At 74.3% G+C, this 20,538-nt stretch carries 18 protein-coding genes; 11 read left to right on the top strand and 7 right to left on the bottom strand.

Features of this window, described 5'->3' with window-relative positions:
• Positions 1-2: 2 nt before the first annotated feature.
• From J1M41_RS07955 to J1M41_RS07930, 6 genes are all read right to left on the bottom strand, one after another.
• Positions 3-1,439 carry an MFS transporter gene (locus tag J1M41_RS07955; RefSeq protein ID WP_163721068.1) on the bottom strand — a complete coding sequence of 479 codons (1,437 nt, stop codon included), beginning with the start codon at positions 1,437-1,439 and terminating at the stop codon, positions 3-5.
• Positions 1,440-1,610: 171 nt separating this feature from the next.
• Complete coding sequence (locus J1M41_RS07950; protein ID WP_206451508.1) at positions 1,611-3,467, bottom strand: biotin carboxylase N-terminal domain-containing protein; 1,857 nt, start codon at positions 3,465-3,467, stop codon at positions 1,611-1,613.
• 164 nt (positions 3,468-3,631) lie between these two features.
• Positions 3,632-4,327, bottom strand: a complete 696-nt coding sequence (locus J1M41_RS07945; protein ID WP_206451507.1) for a nucleoside triphosphate pyrophosphatase — start codon at positions 4,325-4,327, stop codon at positions 3,632-3,634.
• Positions 4,324-6,012 carry a DUF885 domain-containing protein gene (locus J1M41_RS07940; RefSeq protein WP_206451506.1) on the bottom strand — a complete coding sequence of 563 codons (1,689 nt, stop codon included), beginning with the start codon at positions 6,010-6,012 and terminating at the stop codon, positions 4,324-4,326. The genes J1M41_RS07945 and J1M41_RS07940 overlap by 4 nt, the downstream gene beginning before the upstream one ends.
• 35 nt (positions 6,013-6,047) lie before the next feature.
• The gene (locus tag J1M41_RS07935; protein ID WP_239664491.1) at positions 6,048-6,341 is read right to left on the bottom strand and encodes a hypothetical protein; all 294 of its coding nucleotides are present in this window, start codon (positions 6,339-6,341) and stop codon (positions 6,048-6,050) included.
• The gene (locus J1M41_RS07930) at positions 6,338-7,921 is read right to left on the bottom strand and encodes an acyl-CoA carboxylase subunit beta (protein WP_041103546.1); all 1,584 of its coding nucleotides are present in this window, start codon (positions 7,919-7,921) and stop codon (positions 6,338-6,340) included. The genes J1M41_RS07935 and J1M41_RS07930 overlap by 4 nt, the downstream gene beginning before the upstream one ends.
• Before the next feature lie 189 nt (positions 7,922-8,110).
• Between J1M41_RS07930 and J1M41_RS07925 the strand changes: the two genes are divergently transcribed.
• From J1M41_RS07925 to gatB, 11 genes are all read left to right on the top strand, one after another.
• Positions 8,111-8,947, top strand: a complete 837-nt coding sequence (locus J1M41_RS07925) for a biotin--[acetyl-CoA-carboxylase] ligase (protein WP_123243883.1) — start codon at positions 8,111-8,113, stop codon at positions 8,945-8,947.
• A gap of 30 nt (positions 8,948-8,977) precedes the next feature.
• On the top strand, positions 8,978-9,505 hold the full coding sequence (locus tag J1M41_RS07920) for a PH domain-containing protein (RefSeq protein WP_206451505.1): 528 nt from the start codon (positions 8,978-8,980) through the stop codon (positions 9,503-9,505).
• Complete coding sequence (locus J1M41_RS07915; RefSeq protein WP_206451504.1) at positions 9,502-10,641, top strand: adenylate/guanylate cyclase domain-containing protein; 1,140 nt, start codon at positions 9,502-9,504, stop codon at positions 10,639-10,641. The genes J1M41_RS07920 and J1M41_RS07915 overlap by 4 nt, the downstream gene beginning before the upstream one ends.
• Before the next feature lie 11 nt (positions 10,642-10,652).
• Positions 10,653-11,411, top strand: a complete 759-nt coding sequence (locus J1M41_RS07910) for a protein phosphatase 2C domain-containing protein (protein WP_206451503.1) — start codon at positions 10,653-10,655, stop codon at positions 11,409-11,411.
• A 40-nt stretch (positions 11,412-11,451) separates the two neighbouring features.
• Positions 11,452-13,845, top strand: a complete 2,394-nt coding sequence (ligA, locus tag J1M41_RS07905; protein WP_206451502.1) for an NAD-dependent DNA ligase LigA — start codon at positions 11,452-11,454, stop codon at positions 13,843-13,845.
• The gene (locus J1M41_RS07900) at positions 13,842-14,759 is read left to right on the top strand and encodes an inositol monophosphatase family protein (RefSeq protein ID WP_144919186.1); all 918 of its coding nucleotides are present in this window, start codon (positions 13,842-13,844) and stop codon (positions 14,757-14,759) included. The genes ligA and J1M41_RS07900 overlap by 4 nt, the downstream gene beginning before the upstream one ends.
• Positions 14,756-15,238, top strand: coding sequence for a hypothetical protein (locus J1M41_RS07895; RefSeq protein WP_101962508.1), 483 nt, complete (start codon positions 14,756-14,758; stop codon positions 15,236-15,238). Before J1M41_RS07900 ends, J1M41_RS07895 begins: the two co-directional genes overlap by 4 nt.
• Entirely contained in the window at positions 15,235-15,759 is a 525-nt protein-coding gene (locus J1M41_RS07890) for a GNAT family N-acetyltransferase (protein ID WP_206451501.1), read from the top strand. Before J1M41_RS07895 ends, J1M41_RS07890 begins: the two co-directional genes overlap by 4 nt.
• Positions 15,760-15,963: 204 nt before the next feature.
• Entirely contained in the window at positions 15,964-16,260 is a 297-nt protein-coding gene (gene gatC / locus J1M41_RS07885; protein WP_002854348.1) for an Asp-tRNA(Asn)/Glu-tRNA(Gln) amidotransferase subunit GatC, read from the top strand.
• A gap of 8 nt (positions 16,261-16,268) precedes the next feature.
• Positions 16,269-17,885 (top strand): Asp-tRNA(Asn)/Glu-tRNA(Gln) amidotransferase subunit GatA, encoded by a 1,617-nt coding sequence (gene gatA, locus J1M41_RS07880; RefSeq protein ID WP_206451500.1) that lies wholly within the window; start codon positions 16,269-16,271, stop codon positions 17,883-17,885.
• Positions 17,882-19,387 (top strand): Asp-tRNA(Asn)/Glu-tRNA(Gln) amidotransferase subunit GatB, encoded by a 1,506-nt coding sequence (gatB, locus tag J1M41_RS07875; RefSeq protein WP_206451499.1) that lies wholly within the window; start codon positions 17,882-17,884, stop codon positions 19,385-19,387. Before gatA ends, gatB begins: the two co-directional genes overlap by 4 nt.
• 15 nt (positions 19,388-19,402) lie before the next feature.
• On the opposite strand, the gene J1M41_RS07870 is transcribed toward gatB, so the two are convergent.
• Positions 19,403-20,479, bottom strand: coding sequence for a phosphotransferase (locus J1M41_RS07870; RefSeq protein WP_206451498.1), 1,077 nt, complete (start codon positions 20,477-20,479; stop codon positions 19,403-19,405).
• Positions 20,480-20,538: the final 59 nt, after the last annotated feature.

Genomic DNA, 20,538 nt, shown 5'->3' with positions numbered 1-20,538 from the left:
GGTCAGCGTGCGGCGCGGCGCTCCCGGGCCGAGGTGACGGTGTCGAGGTCCGTGTGGCGGGTCTCGGGGGAGAGGGCCAGCGCGATGACGGTGATCGCCGAGGCGGCGGCCAGGTAGTAGCCGACGTAGGAGACGTCGAACTTCTGCACCAGCCAGGCGGCGATGAACGGGGTCAGCGCGGCGCCGAGGATGGAGGACACGTTGTAGGCGATGCCGGAGCCGGTGTAGCGCGTGTTCGTGGGGAACAGCTCGGGCAGCACCGCGGACATCGGCCCGAAGGTCAGGCCCATGAGCGTCATGCCCGTGGCCAGGAACGCCAGCATCAGCGGCACGTTCAGCTCCGCGCCCACGCCCATGTTCTCCGGCGAGAGCCACAGGCCGAACGAGAGGCCGAACACCACCATGAGCACCGAGATCACGATCAGGGTGGGGCGGCGGCCGAAGCGGTCCGCCAGCAGGCCGGAGACCGGCACGAACGCCGCGAAGAACAGGATGCCGACCAGCTGCAGCACGAGGAACTCGGCGTAGGGGACACCCAGGAAGCCGTTGGCCGGCTTGCCGATCGCGTAGGAGAGGATCCACGTGGTCATCAGGTAGAAGAGCACGTAGGTGGCGTACATGACGAAGGTGCCCAGGATCAGCTCCCACCAGTTGCGGCGGAACACCTCGCCCAGCGGCGCCTTCACACGCTGGTCGCGGTCGAGGGCGCGCTGGAAGACCGGGGTCTCCTCGAGCTTGACGCGGACGTAGAGGCCCACGGCCACCATCACGATCGAGAGCAGGAACGGCACGCGCCACACCCACGTGAGGAACGGGCCGTCGAGCACCGGGCTCGTGGAGTCGTGGCTGAAGCCGAGCACGAGCGCGAGGAACAGGCCGTTGGCCAGCAGGAAGCCGATCGGCGCGCCGAGCTGCGGCCACATGGCCGCCTGCGCGCGCTTGCCGTCCTTGGCATACTCGGTGGCCAGCAGGGCGGCGCCGGACCATTCGCCGCCGAGCCCCAGGCCCTGGAAGAAGCGCAGCAGCGTCAGCATGGCCGGCGCCCACAGGCCGATCTGGTAGTACGTGGGCAGCAGGCCGATGAGGAACGTCGCGATGCCCATGGTCAGCAGCGAGCCGATGAGCGTGGTCTTGCGGCCCACGCGATCGCCCAGGTGGCCGAAGACGACGGCGCCCAGCGGCCGGGCGACGAACGCCGCGCCGAAGGTGGCCATGGAGGCCAGCAGGGCCGTGTTGTCGTCGCCGCCCGCGAAGAAGATCAGCGGGAACACCGAGACGGCGGCCGTGGCGTAGATGTAGAAGTCGTAGAACTCGATCGAGGTGCCCACGAGCGAGGCGATGATGACCCGCGAGCGGGGCACCTCCTCCGCAGTGGCGACCGCGTCCGACGTGAGATCGGTGGGGGCGCCCGGGTTCGCGGGCGGGGTGGAGTGGGACATGGTGTCTCCCTGGTATGACGGGCACAGGGGGTCGCGAACGACCACGATGTGAGACGAAGATGCGTGTCAGGTTAAGCCTCGTCGCGCCGATCTGCGAGAGTCATGTCCCCGTCGTCCACCATGTGGAACCAGCCCACGACGCCGGCGCTCCCCGCCGTCGTCGCCGGCGGCTCACTCCGCGTCGGCGATGGTGGCGATCACCGTGCCGGCCGTGACCGTCTGGCCCGGCTCGACCTCGAGACCGCTGACCACGCCCGCGCGGTGGGCCGCGAGCGGCTGCTCCATCTTCATGGCCTCCACGACCACGATCAGGTCGCCCTCGGCCACGGTCTGGCCGTTCTCGGCGGCGACCTTCACCACGGTGCCCTGCATCGGGGCGGTCAGCGCGTCCGTGCTGACGGCCGCGGCCACCGGTGCGCCGCGCTTGCCGCGGGGCCGGCGTCGTCCCGCACCGGCCCGCTGGGCGGCGCCGGAGATCGTGTGCAGGGCCTCGCCCCACGTGGGCAGGGTGACGTCCACGCGCTTGCCGTTGACCTCCACGGTCACGGTGTGGCGCGCCTCGCGGGGGGCCGGCTCGGCCGGGGTGAGGGCGCTCGGCTCGATGCGGTTCGCGAACTCCGTCTCGATCCACCGGGTGTGCACCGAGAACGGCTCCTCCGAGCCGGCGATCTCGGGGGCGAAGGCGGGGTCGCGCACCACGGCGCGGTGGAAGGGCAGCACCGAGGGCATGCCGACGATCTCGGCCTCGCGCAGGGCGCGGGCGGCGCGCTGCAGGGCCTGGCGGCGGTCCGCACCGGTGACGATCAGCTTGGCGACCATGGAGTCGAAGGCCCCGGACACGGTCTCGCCCTCCACCACGCCGGAGTCCACGCGCACGCCCGGGCCGCTGGGCATGCGGAACGTGGTGAGCCGGCCGGGGGCGGGCAGGAAGTTGCGGCCCGGGTCCTCGCCGTTGAGGCGGAACTCGATCGAGTGGCCGCGGGGCTGCGGGTCCGTGTAGCCGAGGGCCTCGCCGCGGGCCAGGCGGAACTGCTCGCGCACGAGGTCGATGCCGGTGATCTCCTCGGAGACCGGGTGCTCCACCTGCAGACGCGTGTTCACCTCGAGGAAGGAGATGGTGCCGTCCTGGCCCACGAGGAACTCGCACGTGCCCGCGCCGACGTAGCCGGCCTCCTGCAGGATCGCCTTGGAGGACTCCACGAGGCGGGCGTTCTGCTCATCCGTGAGGAACGGCGCCGGGGCCTCCTCCACGAGCTTCTGGTTGCGGCGCTGCAGCGAGCAGTCGCGGGTGGAGATCACGACGACGTCGCCGTGCACGTCCGCCAGGCACTGCGTCTCCACGTGGCGCGGCTTGTCCAGGAACCGCTCCACGAAGCACTCGCCCCGGCCGAACGCGGCCACGGCCTCACGGACCGCGGACTCGTAGAACTCGGGGATCTCCTCGCGCGTGCGGGCCACCTTGATGCCGCGGCCGCCGCCGCCGTAGGCCGCCTTGATGGCCACCGGCAGGCCGAACTCGTCCGCGAACGCGACGACCTCCTCCGTGCCGGTCACGGGGGAGGTGGTGCCCGGCGCCAGCGGGGCGCCGACCTTGGTGGCCAGCTGGCGGGCCGAGACCTTGTCGCCCAGCCGGTCGATCGCCTCGGCGGGCGGGCCGATCCACACGAGGCCGGCGTCAGCCACGGCGCGCGCGAAGTCCGCGTTCTCGGAGAGGAAGCCGTAGCCGGGGTGCACGGCGTCCGCGCCCGCGCGCTCGGCGGCGTCGAGGATCTTGCCGATCACCAGATAGGAGTCGGCGGCGGTCTCCCCGCCGAGGGCCACGGCCTCGTCTGCGAGCCTCACGTGCAGGGCGTCCCGGTCCGGCTCGGCGTAGACGGCCACGGAGGTCAGCCCCTCGTCCTGGCAGGCCCGGATGATGCGCACGGCGATCTCGCCGCGGTTGGCGATCAGCACCCGGGAGAACCGGCGCTCCGCCGCGGGGTCGACGGGCGGGACGACCGAGGCCTGCGGTGCGTCGGCGATGCTCATGGGCGATGGACTCCTCGGACGATCACGGCTGGGGGTGCGGGCGCCACGTCCGGGGTCGTGCCCCTCACCCGGTGGGGCGAAAGGCGCGGGACGGCGCCGACTCTGACCAGCACCCTACTCGTTGTGGCGGAACCCTCCGAGGCACGCGGCCCTGTCGCGCCGGATCAGCGCTGCGCGTTGGAGGGTTCCCACAACCGGGTGAAGTCCTGGCCCAGGGCCGCCGTGGCCCGCCGCAGCCACGCCACGGACAGCCCGATCACCGCGTTGGGGTCCCCGTCCACGCCGTCCACGAGGGCCGCGCCCGCACCGTCCACCGTGAACGCGCCCGCGCAGTGCAGCGGCTCGCCCGTGGCCACGTAGGCCTGGATCTCGGCCTCGGTGACGGCGCCGAAGCGCACGACGGCGGACACCACGCCCGCCTCCTCCGCCATCCCCGACGCGGCCCCGGACTCCGGCAGCACCAGGCCCAGCCAGTGGCCCGAGTGCAGCACGCCCTGCCGGCCGGCCTGGGCGCGCCAGCGCTCGACGGCGACCTCGGGCTCATAGGGCTTGCCGTGGGCGCGGCCGTCGAACTCGAACACGGAGTCGCAGCCGAGCACGAGCGTGGGCGCGTCGACGCCGGCGGCCGCCACCCGGGCGGCCACGTCGCGGCCCTTGGCCTCCGCCAGCAGGCCCGCCAGCTCCGCCGGCGACGGGTCGCCCGCCGCCGCGCCCACGGCCGCCTCGTCCACCCCCGAGACGACGACGCGGAACGGCACCCGCGCCCGGGTCAGGACCTCCGCTCGGCCGGGGGAGGCCGAGCCGAGCACCAGCCGCAGGCCCGTGCCGGGGCCGGCCGCGCCGTCGTCGTGCGGGATCACGCGAGCGCCTCCCGCAGGGTGTCCAGGCCCATGCCGCCCAGGCGCAGGGCCCGGGTGTGGAAGGCCTTGAGGTCGAAGTCGGCGCCCTCGGCCTGCTCGTGCTCGGCGCGGATCTGCTCCCAGATGCGCTGGCCCACCTTGTACGCCGGCGCCTGCCCCGGCCAGCCGAGGTAGCGCGTGAACTCGAAGCGGCGCTGGCCCTCGGACATCATCAGGTGCTTGGCCAGGAACGCGTAGCCCTTCTCCGGGGTCCACGCGCCGCCGCCCTCGGACTCGGGGGCGTCGAAGCCGCAGTGGTAGCCGATGTCGAACACGACGCGGGCCGCGCGCATGCGCTGCATGTCCAGCATGCCGAGGTGGTCGCCCGGGTCGTCGAGGAAGCCGAGCTCCTCCATGAGCTTCTCCGCATACAGCGCCCAGCCCTCGCCGTGGCCGGACGTCCAGCAGAAGCTGCGGCGCCACAGGTTGAGGTTCGCCCGGTTCATCATGGCGGTGGCGATCTGCAGGTGATGGCCCGGCACGCCCTCGTGGTAGACCGTGGTGGTCTCCGCCCACGTGGTGAACTCGTCCTCGCCCGGGGGCACGGACCACCACATGCGGCCGGGCCGGGAGAAGTCGTCCGAGGGGCCGGTGTAGTAGATGCCGCCCTCCTGGGTGGGGGCGATCATGCACTCGAGCCGGTCCATCGGGGCCGGGATCTCGAAGTGCTCCTTCATGGCCTCGACCGCGTCGTCGGAGAGCCGCTGCATCCATGTGCGCAGGGCCTCGGTGCCCTTCAGGGTGCGCTCCGGGTCCGCGTCCAGGATCGCGCGCGCCTCCTCGATCGTGGCGCCCGGCCGGATGCGCTCGGCGTCCGCCTGCTGCGCGGCGATGATGCGGGCCAGCTCCTCCTGGCCCCAGCGGTAGGTCTCCTCGAGGTCGATCTCGGCGCCGAGGAAGACGCGGGAGGCCAGCCGGTAGTACTCGATCCCGACGCCGTCCGCCTCCGGGGCGTGCGGGCGCAGCTCGGCCTCGAGCGTGTCCGCGAAGTCGCGGTAGGCCTGCGCTGCGGTGTCCGCGCCGGAGCGGATGCGGGCGGCCAGGGCGTCGTCCACGACGTCGGCCGCCTCGGCCCGCTCGACCAGGCCCGGGAAGAACCCGCCCACGGCGCCGTGGGCGCGGGCCTGCTCCACCACGATGTCCACCTGGCGCACCGCGGCCACGTGGCCGGCGTCGCGGGAGGCGAGCAGGGACTCCGTGTAGCCGCGCAGGGCGGCCGGCAGGTTCTCGAGGCGGCCGGCGATGTGGCCCCACTGCTCCGCGGTGTCCGTGGGCATGAGGTCGAAGACCGCGCGGATGCCCTGGGCAGGGGAGGCGATGTTGTTCAGCTCGGTGCGGCCGGTCGCGTGGATCTCCCGCTCGAGGCCGATGCGCTCCTGCATGGCCGCCTTCGTGACGCGGTCCGTTTCGTCCTGCGGCTCGAGCGCGGCCAAGTCCTCGAGCAGGCGGGCGTTGAGCTCGTCGTCGGCGCGGGCGCCGGCGGGGGAGAAGTCCGTGTACTCGGTCTCTCGGCCGGGGAAGCCGAGCTCGGTGGCGGTGTCCGGATGCAGGGCGAGGAGGTCGGTCACGTAGCGCTCGGCGAGCGCGTCGATGGCGGACGGGGTGCGGGCGCCGTCGGCGGCGGCCTCGGAGGTGTGCTGGGTCATACCGGCACTCTAGGCGCTGGCGCCCGCCTCCCGGCTCACTGCGGGCCCGCGCCCTGACGCCACTGGCCGCGGCCGGGCCGGGCCCACAGGCCCAGGTCGCCGCGACGGCGGAGCGTGCGGTCCAGGGGACGGGGGTCGGCGGCCGCGGCGGCGAGCCGGGCGGCTTCGGCCCGGGCCGCGGCGGCCGCCTCGAGGACGGCGGCCAGCGCCGCCATCTCCTCCGGCTCCAACTCCGGGCCGCTGAGCTGCAGCGGGTCGGCCGGCGCCGGCGTGGCCTGCGTGGACTCGTCGTTCTCGTCCGGGGTGCCCGGACCCAGCGGGGCGCTCACAGCGGCATGTTCCCGTGCTTCTTGGCGGGGCGGGCCTCGCGCTTGTGCAGGGTGGCGCGCAGGGCGCGGATGAGCTGGCCGCGGGTGGCGTGCGGGGGCACCACGGCGTCCACGTAGCCCAGCTCGGCGGCCTGGTACGGGTTGAGCAGCTCGGCCTCGTAGTCGGCCACGATCTCGGCCCGGCGCGCGTCGACGTCGCCGCCCGCCTCCGCCGTCGCCTTCAGGTCGCGCCGGTACAGGATGTTCACGGCGCCCTGGGCGCCCATCACGCCGATCTGGGCGCTCGGCCAGGCCAGGTTCAGGTCCGCGCCGAGCTTCTTGGAGCCCATCACGATGTACGCGCCGCCGAAGGCCTTGCGCGTGATCACGGTCAGCTTCGGCACGGTGGCCTCGGCGTAGGCGTAGATCAGCTTGGCGCCGCGGCGGATGATGCCGTTGAACTCCTGGTCCGTGCCGGGCAGGAACCCGGGCACGTCCACGAGGGTGATGATCGGGATGTTGAACGCGTCGCAGAAGCGCACGAACCGCGCGGCCTTCTCCGAGGCGGCGATGTCCAGGGTGCCGGCGAACTGCATCGGCTGGTTCGCGACGACGCCCACGCTCATGCCGTCCAGGCGGGCCAGGCCGGTGATCACGTTGGGCGCGTACAGCTCCTGCAGCTGCAGCAGGTGGCCCTCGTCCACGATCGAGGCGATGACCTCGAGCATGTCGTAGGGCTGGTTGGCGGAGTCCGGGACGATCTCGTCCAGGGCCAGGTCCTCGTCCGTGGGCTCCGGGTCCGCGGCCTCGAAGGTCGGGGCCTCCGCAAGGTTGTTGGAGGGCAGCAGCTCGAGCAGCTCCTGCACGTAGGCGATCGCGTCCTCCTCCGAGGAGGCCATGTAGTGGGCGGTGCCGGAGGTGGCGTTGTGCGAGCGGGCGCCGCCGAGGGTCTCCATGTCCACGTCCTCGCCCGTGACGGTCTTGATCACGTCCGGGCCGGTGATGAACATGTGCGAGGTCTGGTCCACCATCACCACGACGTCCGTCAGCGCCGGCGAATAGGCCGCGCCGCCGGCGGAGGGGCCCATGATCAGCGAGATCTGCGGGATCATGCCGGAGGCCAGGACGTTGTTCCGGAAGATGTCCGCGAACTGGGCGAGGGAGGCCACGCCCTCCTGGATGCGCGCGCCGCCGCCGTCGAGGATGCCGATCACGGGGCAGCCGTTGCGCGCGGCGAACTCCTGGACCTTCACGATCTTCTGGCCGTTGCGCTCGGACAGCGAGCCGCCGAACACGGTGAAGTCCTGGGAGTAGACGGCCACTTGGCGCCCGTCCACGGTGCCGAAGCCGGACACCAGGCCGTCGCCTGCCGGGTGCTTGGCGTCCATGCCGAACGCGGTGGTGCGGTGCACGGCCAGCGCGTCCAGCTCCACGAAGGAGCCCTCGTCCAGGAGGAGGTCGATCCGCTCGCGCGCGGTGTGCTTGCCGCGCGCGTGCTGGCGCTCGACGGCGTCCGGGCCGCCGGGCGCGGCCGTCGCCTCGAGCCGCCGATGCAGGTCGGCCAGCCGGCCGGCCGTGGTGGTCAGATCGGGATCGGTCACACGTCCTCCTTGTGGTGGTCCGCCAGATGCGGAGGCTCAGTCGGCCAGTCTACGGGCCGCCGCGGACGCCCTCGGTTGGAGGAAGCCCACAAACGACGAGGACGTCGGCCCGGGCCGCCCCTCCGCGCGCCCCGGGAGCGGATCGGCCCGCCCAGACCGCCCCCGGGAACGCCGTGTATATCTAGGGGCATGCACCCCGACGACGCCCCCACACCGGATCTGACCTGGCTGGACTCCGCCGGCTCCACGCAGGATGAGCTCCTCGCACGGCTGGACCGCGAGGGACACCGGCACGGTGCGGCCGTGGCCACCGCGGACCAGCGGGCCGGCCGGGGACGGCACTCCCGCGTGTGGAGCGCCGCGCCGGGGGCGGCGCTCGCCCTGTCCGTGTACCTGCGTCCCGAGTCCGGCGGGGTGCCGGTCTCCCCGGCCCATCTGAGCTGGCTCTCGCTCGTCGCCTCCGCCACGGTCGCCGAGCGCCTCGCGGCCCGGGGCGTCCCGACGCACGTGAAGTGGCCGAACGACGTGCTCGCCACGGACGGGCGCAAGCTGTGCGGCGTGCTGGCCACGGTGGCGCTGTCCTCGGACGGCAAGGGGCCCGGCGTCGTCGTCGGGATGGGCGTGAACCTGGACCACCGCGGGGCCGCCCCGGTGGACACCGCCACGGACCTGGCGGAGTGGATCGGCGCGGACGCCGTGCCCGCCCCCCGGGACCTCGCGGTCGAGCTGCGCGACGCCGTCGTGGCGGCCGTGGACCGCTTCGCGGCGGGCGTGGCGGGGCAGACGACGGCCGTCGACGGGCGTCACCCGGCCGTGGCGGCCGTGGCGGACCGGCTCTCCACGCTGGGCCGCGCGGTGCGCGCCGAGCTGCCCGGCGGCGGCGTGCTGGAGGGCACGGCCGTGGGCCTCGGCCCCGGTGGCACCCTGCGCGTGAAGCGCGTCACACCGGACCGTGGCACAATCGAGACCGAGGTCAGTGCGGGGGACGTGGCCCACCTGCGCGGAGACGTCCATCGCGGCGCATGACACACCCGTCCCGGTCAGGAGGTGACCGCCGTGCGACTCGAGCCCGGTGAGCAGGTGATGGTCCGCACCCGCACCCACCCGCGCGCGCTGCTGCGCCCGGCCGCGGTCCTCGTGGCCGTCGCGTTCCTGCTCGGCCTGGCCGTCGGCGTGCTCGCACGCCCCGACCTGCCCGGGATCGTCGCCGCGAACCGCGCCGTGCTCGAGGCGGCCGCGTGGGTGGTCGCGGCGTTCGTCCTGCTCCCCGGCACCGTCCGCCCGCTGTGGCGCTGGGTCTTCCGGCGCACCGTGCTCACCGACCGCCGCATCCTCCAGGGCGCCGGCGTCGGCGGCTCCGGTGCCGCCATGCCGCTCGTGTCCATCGCCGACGTGCAGCGGCGCCGCCGCGGCTCGGGTGCCGGAGACCTGCACATCCTCTTCCAGGAGCCCGCCCGCCAGGTTCACTGGCGGCTGCGCGACGTCCCCGAGGCCGCGCGCTTCGAGGAGGCCCTGGCCCACCTCACCCGCCAGGCCCGCACCGCAACCTGGCCCGCCCCCGCCCCGACAGGAGACCTCCGATGAGCCGTCCGGAGACACCGGACACCGCACCGCTGCCGATCGTCCCGTCGGCCGAGGACGAGACCGCCCGCGACGTCGAGGAGCGCTCCGCCCAGCCCGCCGGCTGGACGAGCGCGATGCGCACGCTCGACGCCGGCCTGGTGGTGGGCCCGCGCGCCTACACCTCACGGGAGGTGGCGCAGCGCCTCGGCGTCTCGATGGCCTCCGCCCGGAAGATCTGGCGTGCGCTGGGCTATCCGACGTCGCCGGAGGGGCACAAGGCCTTCACCGAGGCGGACATCGAGGCGTTCGAGTCCGTGCTCACGCTCGTGCGCTCGGGGACCCTGAACGAGGACACCGCCATCTCGCTGGCGCGCTCGATCGGGCAGATGACGGACCGCATGGTGGTGTGGCAGATCGAGGCGCTCGTGGAGGACAAGATCGCCTCCGAGGACCTGACGGACCCGGAGGCACGGCGGGCCGCCGTCGACATGCTCCCGGACATGGTCGGACCGCTCGAGAAGGCCATGCGGATCGTCTACCGGCGCCAGCTCAACCGCGCCGTGCAGCGCCTGACCGTGCGCGTGGAGGCCGGGCTGGCGGCCAGCGCCCGGGGCCGCGACGGCTCCGAGTCGGACGCGCCGCTGCCGCTGGCCCGCGCCGTCGGCTTCGCGGACATGGTCTCCTACACGACGCTCTCCCGGACCATGGACGACCGGACGCTGGCCCGCATGGTACTGCGCTTCGAGTCCCTCGCCGCGGAGACCATCTCCGCCGGCGGCGGCTGGCTCGTGAAGACCATCGGCGACGAGGTCATGTTCAACGCCGAGACCCCCGAGGCCGGTGCCGCGATCGCGCTCTCCCTGGCCGAGACCATCGCCGCGGACGAGGAGCTGCCCTCGGCGCGCGTCGCCCTGACGTGGGGACGGGTGCTCTCGCGCATGGGGGACATCTACGGGCCCACCGTGAACCTCGCCGCGCGGCTGACGTCCCTGGCCGATCCGGGTACCGTGCTCGTGGACGCCATGACCGCTGCGGCCCTGTCCCGGGACGAGCGCTTCGTGCTCGTCCCGCAGCCGCCCAGGATCGTCCGCGGGTTCGGAGAGGTCCGCCCCTCCCTGCTCATGGACGGGTCGGCCCAGACCCTGCTCGCCGACTGATCGAGGACCCCGTGGACCCCCGCCCCGAGACCCCGTCCGCGCCGCGGCCCCAGGCCGCCGGCGCCACCCACGTGGGCGTCGTCCGCGACCTGAACGAGGACGCGTGGACCCTCGTCGGGGAGCCGCTGGTGCTCGCCGCCGTGGCCGACGGCATGGGCGGGCACGAGGCCGGCGAGGTGGCCTCGGCCGCCGCGATCGAGACCCTGCGCCGCCGCGCCCCCGAGGTGCTCGCCCCGGGCACGGCCCACACGCCCCAGGAGCTCGGCCACCTGATCCACGAGGCGGACGCCGCCGTCGTCGAGGCCGGGCTGGGGCGCTCCGGCACCACCCTGACCGTCCTGGCCTGCCTGGACACGGAGCGGGGCCGCTGGGCCGTGGCGAACGTCGGCGACTCCCGGGTGTACCTGCGGCCCGTTGGCTCGCCGGTGCTCCAGCAGCTCACGGTGGACCACTCGGCGGTCCAGATGCTCGTCGACGCGGGGGAGCTCACCCCCGCCGAGGCCCGCGTCCATCCCCGCCGCAACGTCATCACCCGCGCGCTCGGCTCGCGCGAGGCGCTCACGGTGGACGTGGCCGAGATCCCCCTGGCCTCCGGGGACCTCGTCCTGCTGTGCAGCGACGGCCTGACCGGCGAGCTGCTGGACGAGGAGATCCGCGTGCTGATCGACGACGCCGGCACCCTCGAGGACGCCCTCGAGAAGCTCATCGCCGCCGCCCTGTGGCGCGGCGGCCGGGACAACGTCACGGCGGTGCTCGTGCGCATCCCCTGACCCGGGTGCGCCGTCCGGGACGCCGACTACGCTGGGCCGGGTGAGCACCCCCAAGGAATCCGCCGCCCAGCCCGATCCGCAGGACATCCCCGCCGCGGACCTGCGGGAGGAGTACGAGGACCTCGTGGAGCGGGTCCGGGACGCCCGGACCGCCTACTACCAGCGGGACGCCCCGGAGATCTCGGACGCCGAGTACGACGCGCTGTACCGCCGTCTCGAGGACCTCGAGGCCCTGCACCCCGAGCTCGTGTCCAACGACTCGCCCACCCAGGAGGTCGGCGGCGAGGTCTCGGAGGCGTTCGCCCCCGTCCGGCACGGGTCCCGCATGTACTCGCTCGAGGACCTGTTCTCCGTCGAGGAGCTCGAGGTCTGGTTCCGCCGCGCGGCGCAGGCCCTGACGCAGGTGCGGCCGGGCGTGGCGCCCCGCTGGCTCGTGGAGGTGAAGATCGACGGGCTCGCCGTCGCCCTGCGCTACCGGGACGGGCGGCTCGTGCAGGCCGCCACCCGCGGCGACGGCGTCACGGGCGAGGACGTCACCGCCAACGTGCGCACCATCGGGGACATCCCGCACGAGCTCTCCGGCGAGGGCTGGCCCGCCGAGTTCGAGGTGCGCGGCGAGGTGTTCATGTCCTCTGCCGCCTTCGCCGAGCTCAACGCGCGCCGTGCGGAGGAGGGCCAGACGCCGTTCGCGAACCCGCGCAACGCCGCCGCCGGCGCCCTGCGTCAGAAGGACCCGGCGGTCACCGCGCAGCGCCCGCTGGCCATGTTCGTGCACGGCATCGGCTCGGTCGAGGCGTTCGGGCTGGAGTCCCAGCACGAGGTGTACGACGCGCTCGCGGACTGGGGCCTGCCCGTGAGCCCCTACACCCGCCGAGTGGAGGGCGCGGACGAGGAGGCGTTGGCCGCCGTCGTCGCGGTGATCGAGGAGTACGGCCGGCGCCGGCACGAGCTGATCCACGAGATCGACGGCATCGTGCTGAAGGCGGACGCGTTCGCGGACCAGCGCTACCTCGGCCACACCTCCCGCGTGCCCCGCTGGGCCGCGGCGTACAAGTACCCGCCGGAGGAGGTGCACACGCTGCTGCGGGACATCGCGGTCTCGGTGGGCCGCACCGGGCGGGTGACCCCGTTCGCGGTGATGGAGCCGGTCACCGTGGCCGGGTCCACCGTCTCCCTGGCCACCCTGCACAACCAGGACGTGGTCAAGGCCAAGGGCGTGTTGATCGGGGACACCGTGGTGGTGCGCAAGGCCGGGGACGTGATCCCCGAGGTCGTGGGCCCCGTGCTGCCCCTGCGCGAGAAGGCGATCGAGGCGGGCCGGGAGCTGCGCGAGTTCGTCATGCCCGCGCACTGCCCCTCGTGCGGCACGCCGCTGGCCCCGGCCAAGGAGGGGGACGTGGACCTGCGCTGCCCCAACGCCCGCTCCTGCCCGGCCCAGTTGGCCGGCCGCGTCGAGCACCTGGCCAGCCGCGGCGCGTTCGACGTGGAGGCCCTCGGCGAGGAGGCCGCCCGCTGGCTCGTCCAGGGCCCCGGCGAGGACCCGGCCGAGCACGAGGGACATGTCCGGCCCGAGGGCCCGGGCCCCATCACGGCGGAGGCGGAGATCTTCGACCTCGCCTCCGGCACGCCGGAGGAGATCACGGGCCCCCGGGGCGAGGACGGGCTGACCGACCTGCAGCGCTCCCTCGGCGCGGTGCGCGTGTGGCGCGAGGGCCGCACGAAGGTGGACGGCCGCATGGTGCCCTCGGGCGTGTTCACGCTCAAGCCGTACTTCTTCACCGCCGGCACCGCGAAGAAGCCGTCCGCGCCCACGGCCAACACGCTGCGCCTGTTCGACGAGCTCGAGAAGGCCAAGTCCCAGCCGCTCTGGCGCACCCTCGTGGCGCTGTCCATCCGGCACGTGGGCCCGACGGCGGCCCGCTCGCTGGCCACGGCGTTCGGCTCGATGGCGGCGCTGCGCGCGGCGGCCGAGGCCGGCGACCGGGACCGGCTGGCCGAGATCGACGGCGTCGGCCCGATCATCGCGGACGCGCTCATCGAGTGGTTCGCCGAGGACTGGCACCGGGAGATCGTGGACCGGTGGGCCGCGGCGGGCGTGGTCATGGAGGACGAGCAGGACGAGTCCACCCCGCGCACGCTCGAGGGCCTGACCGTGGTGGTCACCGGCTCGCTCGAGGGCTTCTCCCGCGACTCCGCGAAGGAGGCGATCCTCGTGCGCGGCGGCAAGGCCTCCGGGTCCGTGTCCAAGAAGACCGACTTCCTGGTGGCCGGCGACGCCGCCGGCTCCAAACTGGACAAGGCGCAGTCCCTCGGTGTGCCCGTGCTGGACGAGGCCGGGTTCACGGCGCTGCTGGCCGGCGGCCCGGACGCGGTGCGCCCGGCGGACACGGACGACGCCACCGACGGCGCCGCAGACGGGGAGGCCTCGGCATGAGCGCGCGCATCACGGTCCCGGGCCTGCTCGTGGTCGCCAAGGCCGCCGCGCGCGCCGGCGCGGACGTCCTGGCCCGGCGCTGGACCGGTCACCACCCGGCCGTCCCGCTGGGCATCGAGGAGATCGGCGCGGAGACGAAGTCCTCCGGCTCCGACTGGGTCACCGACTACGACCGCCGCGCCGAACAGGCCGTCCGGCAGGTCATCGCCGGCTACCGCCCCTCGGACGAGATCACCGGCGAGGAGTACGGCGCCACCCTCCCGGCCGAGCCGTCCGGGTACCGCTGGTCCATCGACCCGCTGGACGGCACCACCAACTTCGTGCGCGGGCTGCCGCAGTTCTGCACCTCGGTGGCCGTCACCGGCCCGGTGGACGCCGAGACCGCCGACCTGCTGGGGGTGGCCGAGGGCACCGAACGCTGGCTGGCCGGCGTCGTGGCGGCACCCGCGCTGGGGCGCACCTGGTTCGCGAGCGCGGGCCGGGGCGCCTTCAGCACCGCGGACGCGACGACGGCGGGCGTGGACGTGCCCGACCGGGACGCCGCCCCCGTGCGGCTCACCGGTCCCGTGGCGGGGCGCTCCGGGCGGCTGCTCGCCACCGGCTTCGGCTACGACCCCGCTCGCCGGGCCCTGCAGGTGCGCGCGCTCGCGGCCCTGCTGCCCGCGTTCGGGGACGTGCGGCGGATCGGCTCGGCGGCGCTGGATCTGTGCATGGTCGCGGACGGCACCCTGGACGCCTACGCCGAGTTCGGCACGCAGGAGTACGACTGGGCCGCCGGCGCGCTGGTGGCGGAGGAGGCCGGCGTCGCGGTGACGCGGCCCGCCTCGGCGGACGGCACGGCACATCCCGACTGGATGGTGGCCGGCGACGTGGACGCGGCCGCCCTGGCCGCCGTGACGGGGGAGACGGCATGAGGCGGATCGTCGGAGACCCGTGGTTCTACCCGGTCCTGTTCGTGGCCGGCGGCCTGACGTTCATGATCGCGGGGACGCGCCTGCAGCAGGTCGGCATGATCGTGGCCGGGCTCGTCCTGGCCGGCTACGCGGTCACGTACCGGTGGGCGGTGCGGGTCCGCTCGCGGCCGTTCGCCGGCGCGCAGGCGCACGTCGAGGGCGGCGGCGTCGTCGTGTTCTGGCGGCCGGGCTGCGCGTTCACGAAGCGGCTGATCAAGGAACTGACGGCGCAGGAGCGGGGCCGCGCCTACTGGGTGAACATCTGGCAGGAGCCGGCCGCCGCGACGTTCCTCGAGGGGCTGCACGAGGCGCGCGACGGCCACCCCCACCAGGCCGTGCCCACCGCCTGGCTGCGTCGGCGCGACTACGTCGTGGCCACGGACGCGACCCGCGCCCGCCTGAAGGACACGCTGCGCCAGCACGCCGGAGGTGACGCATGAGCGCCCTCGTCCGCCCGCTGCGCCCCGAGGACCACGAGGCGGTCGCCGAGCTCACCCTGGCGTCCTATGTCGACGGCGGCCACATCGCCCCCGACGACGCCTACGTGAAGACCCTCATGGACGTGGCCGACCGGGCCGGCCGCGCGGAGGTGCTCGTGGCCGAGATCGACGGCGAGGTGGCCGGGTCCGTGGTGCTCACCCCGCCCGGCTCGCCCCTGGCCGAGACCTCCGGCGACGGGGAGTACGAGTTCCGCATGCTCGCCGTGCACCCGCGGTTCCACCGCCGTGGGGTGGGCGGCGCCCTGCTGGCCGAGATCGTGGCGCGGGCCCGCGCCGAGGAGGGCGTGGACGCCGTCGTGCTGACCACCATGCCCTCCATGACCGACGCCCACCGCATGTACGAGCGCGCCGGCTTCGTGCGTGTCCCCGAGCGGGACTGGCTCCTCGTGGACGTGATGCCGGACCTCGACCCGGCCGACGAGACCGGCCCGTTCCTCGTCTACCGGCTCGCGCTGGACTGACCCCGGGCGGGACATCGGCACCGGGACCCCATTCGGGGCGGGAAATCCCTGTCATGCGGGCCCGGAGCGCCGCGGTGGGGTGGATCTCCCGCCTCGAAGCGGTGGCGGCGGCCGGGCAGGCCCCGGCACTAGACTCGACCCCGATGTGGCCGCCGCCGCGCCGGCGTCGTCCACCCCGCCCCGACCCGTCACACGAGGAGATCCATGCCTGAGATCACCCGGGATCAGGTGGAGCATCTGGCTCGCCTGGCCCACATCCGGATGACCGACGAGGAGCTGGACACGATGTCCGGCGACCTGGAGAAGATCCTGGAGCACGTCTCCGCCGTCCAGGCCGCCGCGGGCGACGACGTGACGCCGACGTCCCACCCCATCGCGCTGGAGAACGTGTTCCGCGAGGACGTGCCCGCCGGCATGCTCACGCAGGAGGAGGCCCTCGACCAGGCGCCGGACTCCGAGGACGGCCAGTTCAAGGTCCCCGCCATCCTGGACGGAGAGTGATCACCCCCATGACCGAGACGTTCGACGTGAACGCGACCCTCGGCTCCGACGAGCTCGTCCGGCTCACCGCGCTGCAGATGGCCGAGCGCCTGCGCGCCGGCACCACCACGTCCGTGGAGCTCGTCCAGGCCCACCTGGACCGCATCGCGGCCCATGACGGCGACGTGCGCGCCGACGCCGACGGCGACCGCGGCGTGCGCGCCTACCTCCACGTGAACACGGACGAGGCCCTCGCCGTCGCCGCCGAGGTGGACGCGATCCGCGCCGCCGGCGGCCCCGAGGCCGACGCCCTGCACCCGCTGGCCGGCGTGCCCGTGGCCGTGAAGGACAACATCGTCACGCGCGGCCAGCCGACCACGGCCGCCTCCCGCATGCTCGAGGGCTGGCTCAGCCCGTACGACGCCACGGTGGTGGCCCGCCTCCGCGAGGCCCGCCTGCCGATCCTCGGCAAGACCAACCTCGACGAGTTCGCGATGGGCGGCTCCACCGAGCACTCCGCGTTCGGCATCACCCGCAACCCGTGGGACGGGGACCGCGTGCCCGGCGGCTCGGGCGGCGGGTCGGCGGCCGCCGTCGCCGCGTTCCTGGCCCCCTTCGCCCTCGGCTCGGACACCGGCGGCTCCGTGCGTGAGCCCGCCGCGTTCACCGGCACGGTCGGCGTGAAGCCCACCTATGGCGCCGTCTCGCGCTACGGCCTGATCGCCATGGCCTCCTCGCTGGACCAGATCGGCCCCGCCGCCCGCACCGTGGCCGACGCCGCGGCGCTGCAGCAGGTCATCACCGGCCACGACCCGCAGGACTCCACGTCCCTGGCCGAGGCGCCGGCGGACCTGACCGCCGCGGCCCGCGGCCGCGACCTGGCGGGGCTGCGCGTCGGCGTCGTGACGGACCTGCCGGCGGACGCGTTCCACCCGGGCATCCGGGCCGGCTTCGACGAGCACGTCGCCGCCCTGCGGGAGGCCGGCGCGGAGATCGTGGAGGTCTCCTGCCCGAGCTTCGACGCCGCCCTCGGCGCGTACTACCTGATCATGCCCTCGGAGGCCTCCTCCAACCTGGCCCGCTTCGACGGCGTCCGCTACGGCCACCGCGTGGTGCCGGACGGCGGCGGCACCATCGAGCAGGTCATGGGCGCCACCCGCGCCGCCGGCTTCGGCGCCGAGGTCAAGCGCCGCATCATCCTGGGCACCTACGCGCTGTCCGCCGGCTACTACGACGCCTACTACGGCTCCGCGCAGAAGGTCCGCACGCTCGTGCAGGAGGACTTCGCCCGCGCCTTCGAGCAGGTGGACGTCATCCTCACGCCCACCGCGCCGACCCCGGCGTTCGAGCTGGGCGCCAAGACGGACGACCCGATGACCATGTACGTCAACGACCTGGCCACCATCCCGGCCAACCTCGCCGGCATCCCGGGCATGTCCGTGCCGGGCGGCGTCGTCGACGGGCTGCCCTACGGCCTGCAGCTGATGGCGCCGGCGCGCGAGGACGCGCGCCTGTACGAGGTCGGCGCCGCGCTCGAACGCCTCGTGGCCCAGCGCCGGGGCGGGCCGGTGTGGGCCGAGGCCCCCGAGCTGGAGAAGGGCGCGCAGCGCGCCACCACCGCGACCACGGCAGGAGGCCGGGCATGAGCCACGCAGAGCAGACCATGGACTTCGCGGAGGCGATGGAGCGCTTCGACCCCGTGCTGGGCTTCGAGGTGCACGTGGAGCTGGACACCGCCACGAAGATCTTCTCCTCGGCGCCCAACGCGTTCGGCGACGAGCCGAACACCAACGTGACCCCGCTCGACCTCGGCCTGCCCGGCACCCTGCCGGTGCTCAACCGCGAGGTCGTGGAGTACGCGATCCGCCTGGGCGTGGCCCTGGACGCGCAGGTAGCCGAGACCTGCCGGTTCGCGCGGAAGAACTACTTCTACCCGGACACGCCGAAGAACTTCCAGACCTCCCAGTACGACGAGCCGATCGTCTTCGACGGCCACCTGGACGTCGAGCTGGAGGACGGCGAGGTCTTCCGCGTGGAGATCGAGCGCGCGCACCTCGAGGACGACGCCGGCAAGCTCACCCACGTGGGCGGCTCCGGACGGATCCAGGGCGCCTCCGCGTCCCTCGTCGACTACAACCGTGCGGGCGTGCCGCTCATCGAGATCGTCACCAAGCCGATCGTCGGCGCCGGCGCGCGAGCCCCCGAGCTGGCCCGCGCCTACGTCACCGCGATCCGGGACATTGTGCAGGCCATCGACATCTCCGACGCGCGGATGGAGCGCGGCAACGTCCGCTGCGACGCGAACGTCTCGCTGATGCCCAAGGGCGCCACCGAGTTCGGCACCCGCACCGAGACGAAGAACGTGAACTCCACGCGCGCCGTGCAGCACGCGGTCACCCACGAGATCCAGCGCCAGGCCGCGGTGCTCGCCGCGGGCGGCACCGTGACGCAGGAGACCCGCCACTGGCACGAGGACACCCGCAGCACCACCTCGGGCCGCCCGAAGTCGGACGCGGACGACTACCGGTACTTCCCCGAGCCGGACCTCGTGCCCGTGCACGTGGACGCCGCGTGGGTCGAGCGCGTGCGCGCGGCGATGCCCGAGCTGCCGGCCGTGCGGAACAAGCGGCTCAAGGCCGAGTGGGGCTTCTCGGACGAGGAGTTCCGCGACGTCGTCAACGCCGGCGTCCTGGACGAGATCGTCGCGACCGTGGAGGCCGGCGCCTCCGCGGCGGCCGCCCGCAAGTGGTGGATGGGCGAGATCGCCCGCCTGGCGAACGCCCGTGAGGTCGCCGTCGCCGAGCTGGGGATCACCCCGGCGCACGTGGTGGAGGTCGAGGAGCTGATCGCCGCCAAGACGATCAACGACAAGATCGCCAAGCAGGTGCTCGGTCTGGTGGCCGACGGCGAGGGCGCCCCCAAGGAGGTCGTCTCGGCGAAGGGCCTGGCCGTGGTGTCCGACGACGGCGCGCTCACCGAGGCCGTCGACGCCGCGATCGCCGCCAACCCGGACGTGGCCGAGAAGATCAAGGGCGGCAAGATGGCCGCCGTCGGCGCCCTGATCGGCCCGGTCATGAAGGCCACCCGCGGGCAGGCCGACGCCGGCCGCGTCCGCGAGATCGTCCTGGAGCGCCTGGGCGTGTCCTGACGACCGCGCGGGCCCTCAGCCGTCCAGGGCGGTGAGGGCCCGCGCCACGCGGGGCAGGGTCTTGCGCAGCAGACGCCGCCAGGACCCCGCGGCCAGCCCGCCGACGATCGCGTCCCGGGCCGCCGCGTCGTCGAGCGTCTCCATGGCCATCGCCCCGAGCCACACGCGGGCCCGCCGCGCCTCGGCCGCGTCCCGGGCCAGGTCGGGCACCTTCTGCTCGCCGTGCCACAACGCCAGGTAGGCGACGTTGAGGGCCGGGTCCCACGCGCACGCGAGGTCCCAGTCGAGCACACCGGCCAGCGCCCAGCGCAGCGGGGCGCGCGGGTCCTCGTCCTCGGGCACGGCACGCCAGCGCATGTTGTGCCCGGCCAGGTCGCCGTGCACCAGCGACGGCGGCACGGGCGGCGCGGCGGTCCACGCCGTCACGGCGTCCGTGACGGCGGCGACCGCGTCCGGCCACGCCTCGGCGCCCAGCCGCGCGTCGACGTCGTGCCCCTCCCACGCGCCCAGGCGCGCGGCGACCGCCCCCGGCAGCGCCGCGACGTGCCGGGCGCGCTCCGGCGTCCACGGGCCGCGGAAGGCGAACGGGCGGCCGAGGTGCGGGGCGATCCGCGGGTCGGTGACGTCCACGGCGGCGAGGTCGTCGAGGACGCCGCGCAGCACGGCCGGATCGCCCTCGTGCGGCGGGTGTGGTCCGCCCGGGAGGAAGCGCTGCAGCACCGCGGCGCCCGGGCCCGCGGGGACGGGGTCCGAGAGGGCGATCGGCACGGTCCACGGCACGCGGCGCTCGGCCAGGGCCGCGGCGAGCCCGTCGAGGAGGGCCAGGCGCCGGGGCAGGTGCGCTGCGGGGTCCCGCTCGGGCGCCCACCGCGCGGCGGGGGCGGCGCCGACCTCGTGGGCCCGCGTCATCCGGAGGACGCCGACGTCCTCGAGCACGAGCACGCGGTGGAACTGCCCGCCCTCCTCCACGGACGCCGCGGCCCAGTCGGCTGTGCGGAGCCGCCGGGCGAGGGCGGGGTCGAGGCCGGGGCGGAGGTGCTGCAGGGCGCGGTGGACCAGCTCGAGCTCGCTGGGGGCAGGCGGGGAGACCACACGACCACGCTAACGCTCCCGCCGCCCCCCTCCCGGACTTTCGAACGCGATATCGGGGG

The sequence above is a fragment of the Micrococcus sp. KRD096 genome, from assembly GCF_017168495.1.
GTDB classification, from domain to species: Bacteria; Actinomycetota; Actinomycetes; order Actinomycetales; family Micrococcaceae; genus Micrococcus; species Micrococcus luteus.
Note: the sequence above shows the minus strand (reverse complement) of the source record. Positions and strands in the feature narration are given on the sequence as shown.

Excerpts from the sequence above, each read along its gene's own strand:
- J1M41_RS07955 (WP_163721068.1), bottom strand. The coding sequence starts at position 1,439 with ATGTCCCACTCCACCCCGCCCGCGAACCCGGGCGCCCCCACCGATCTC.
- J1M41_RS07950 (WP_206451508.1), bottom strand. The coding sequence starts at position 3,467 with ATGAGCATCGCCGACGCACCGCAGGCCTCGGTCGTCCCGCCCGTCGAC.
- J1M41_RS07940 (WP_206451506.1), bottom strand. The coding sequence starts at position 6,012 with ATGACCCAGCACACCTCCGAGGCCGCCGCCGACGGCGCCCGCACCCCG.
- J1M41_RS07925 (WP_123243883.1), top strand. The coding sequence starts at position 8,111 with ATGCACCCCGACGACGCCCCCACACCGGATCTGACCTGGCTGGACTCC.
- J1M41_RS07915 (WP_206451504.1), top strand. The coding sequence starts at position 9,502 with ATGAGCCGTCCGGAGACACCGGACACCGCACCGCTGCCGATCGTCCCG.
- J1M41_RS07900 (WP_144919186.1), top strand. The coding sequence starts at position 13,842 with ATGAGCGCGCGCATCACGGTCCCGGGCCTGCTCGTGGTCGCCAAGGCC.
- J1M41_RS07895 (WP_101962508.1), top strand. The coding sequence starts at position 14,756 with ATGAGGCGGATCGTCGGAGACCCGTGGTTCTACCCGGTCCTGTTCGTG.
- J1M41_RS07890 (WP_206451501.1), top strand. The coding sequence starts at position 15,235 with ATGAGCGCCCTCGTCCGCCCGCTGCGCCCCGAGGACCACGAGGCGGTC.
- gatC (WP_002854348.1), top strand. The coding sequence starts at position 15,964 with ATGCCTGAGATCACCCGGGATCAGGTGGAGCATCTGGCTCGCCTGGCC.
- gatA (WP_206451500.1), top strand. The coding sequence starts at position 16,269 with ATGACCGAGACGTTCGACGTGAACGCGACCCTCGGCTCCGACGAGCTC.
- gatB (WP_206451499.1), top strand. The coding sequence starts at position 17,882 with ATGAGCCACGCAGAGCAGACCATGGACTTCGCGGAGGCGATGGAGCGC.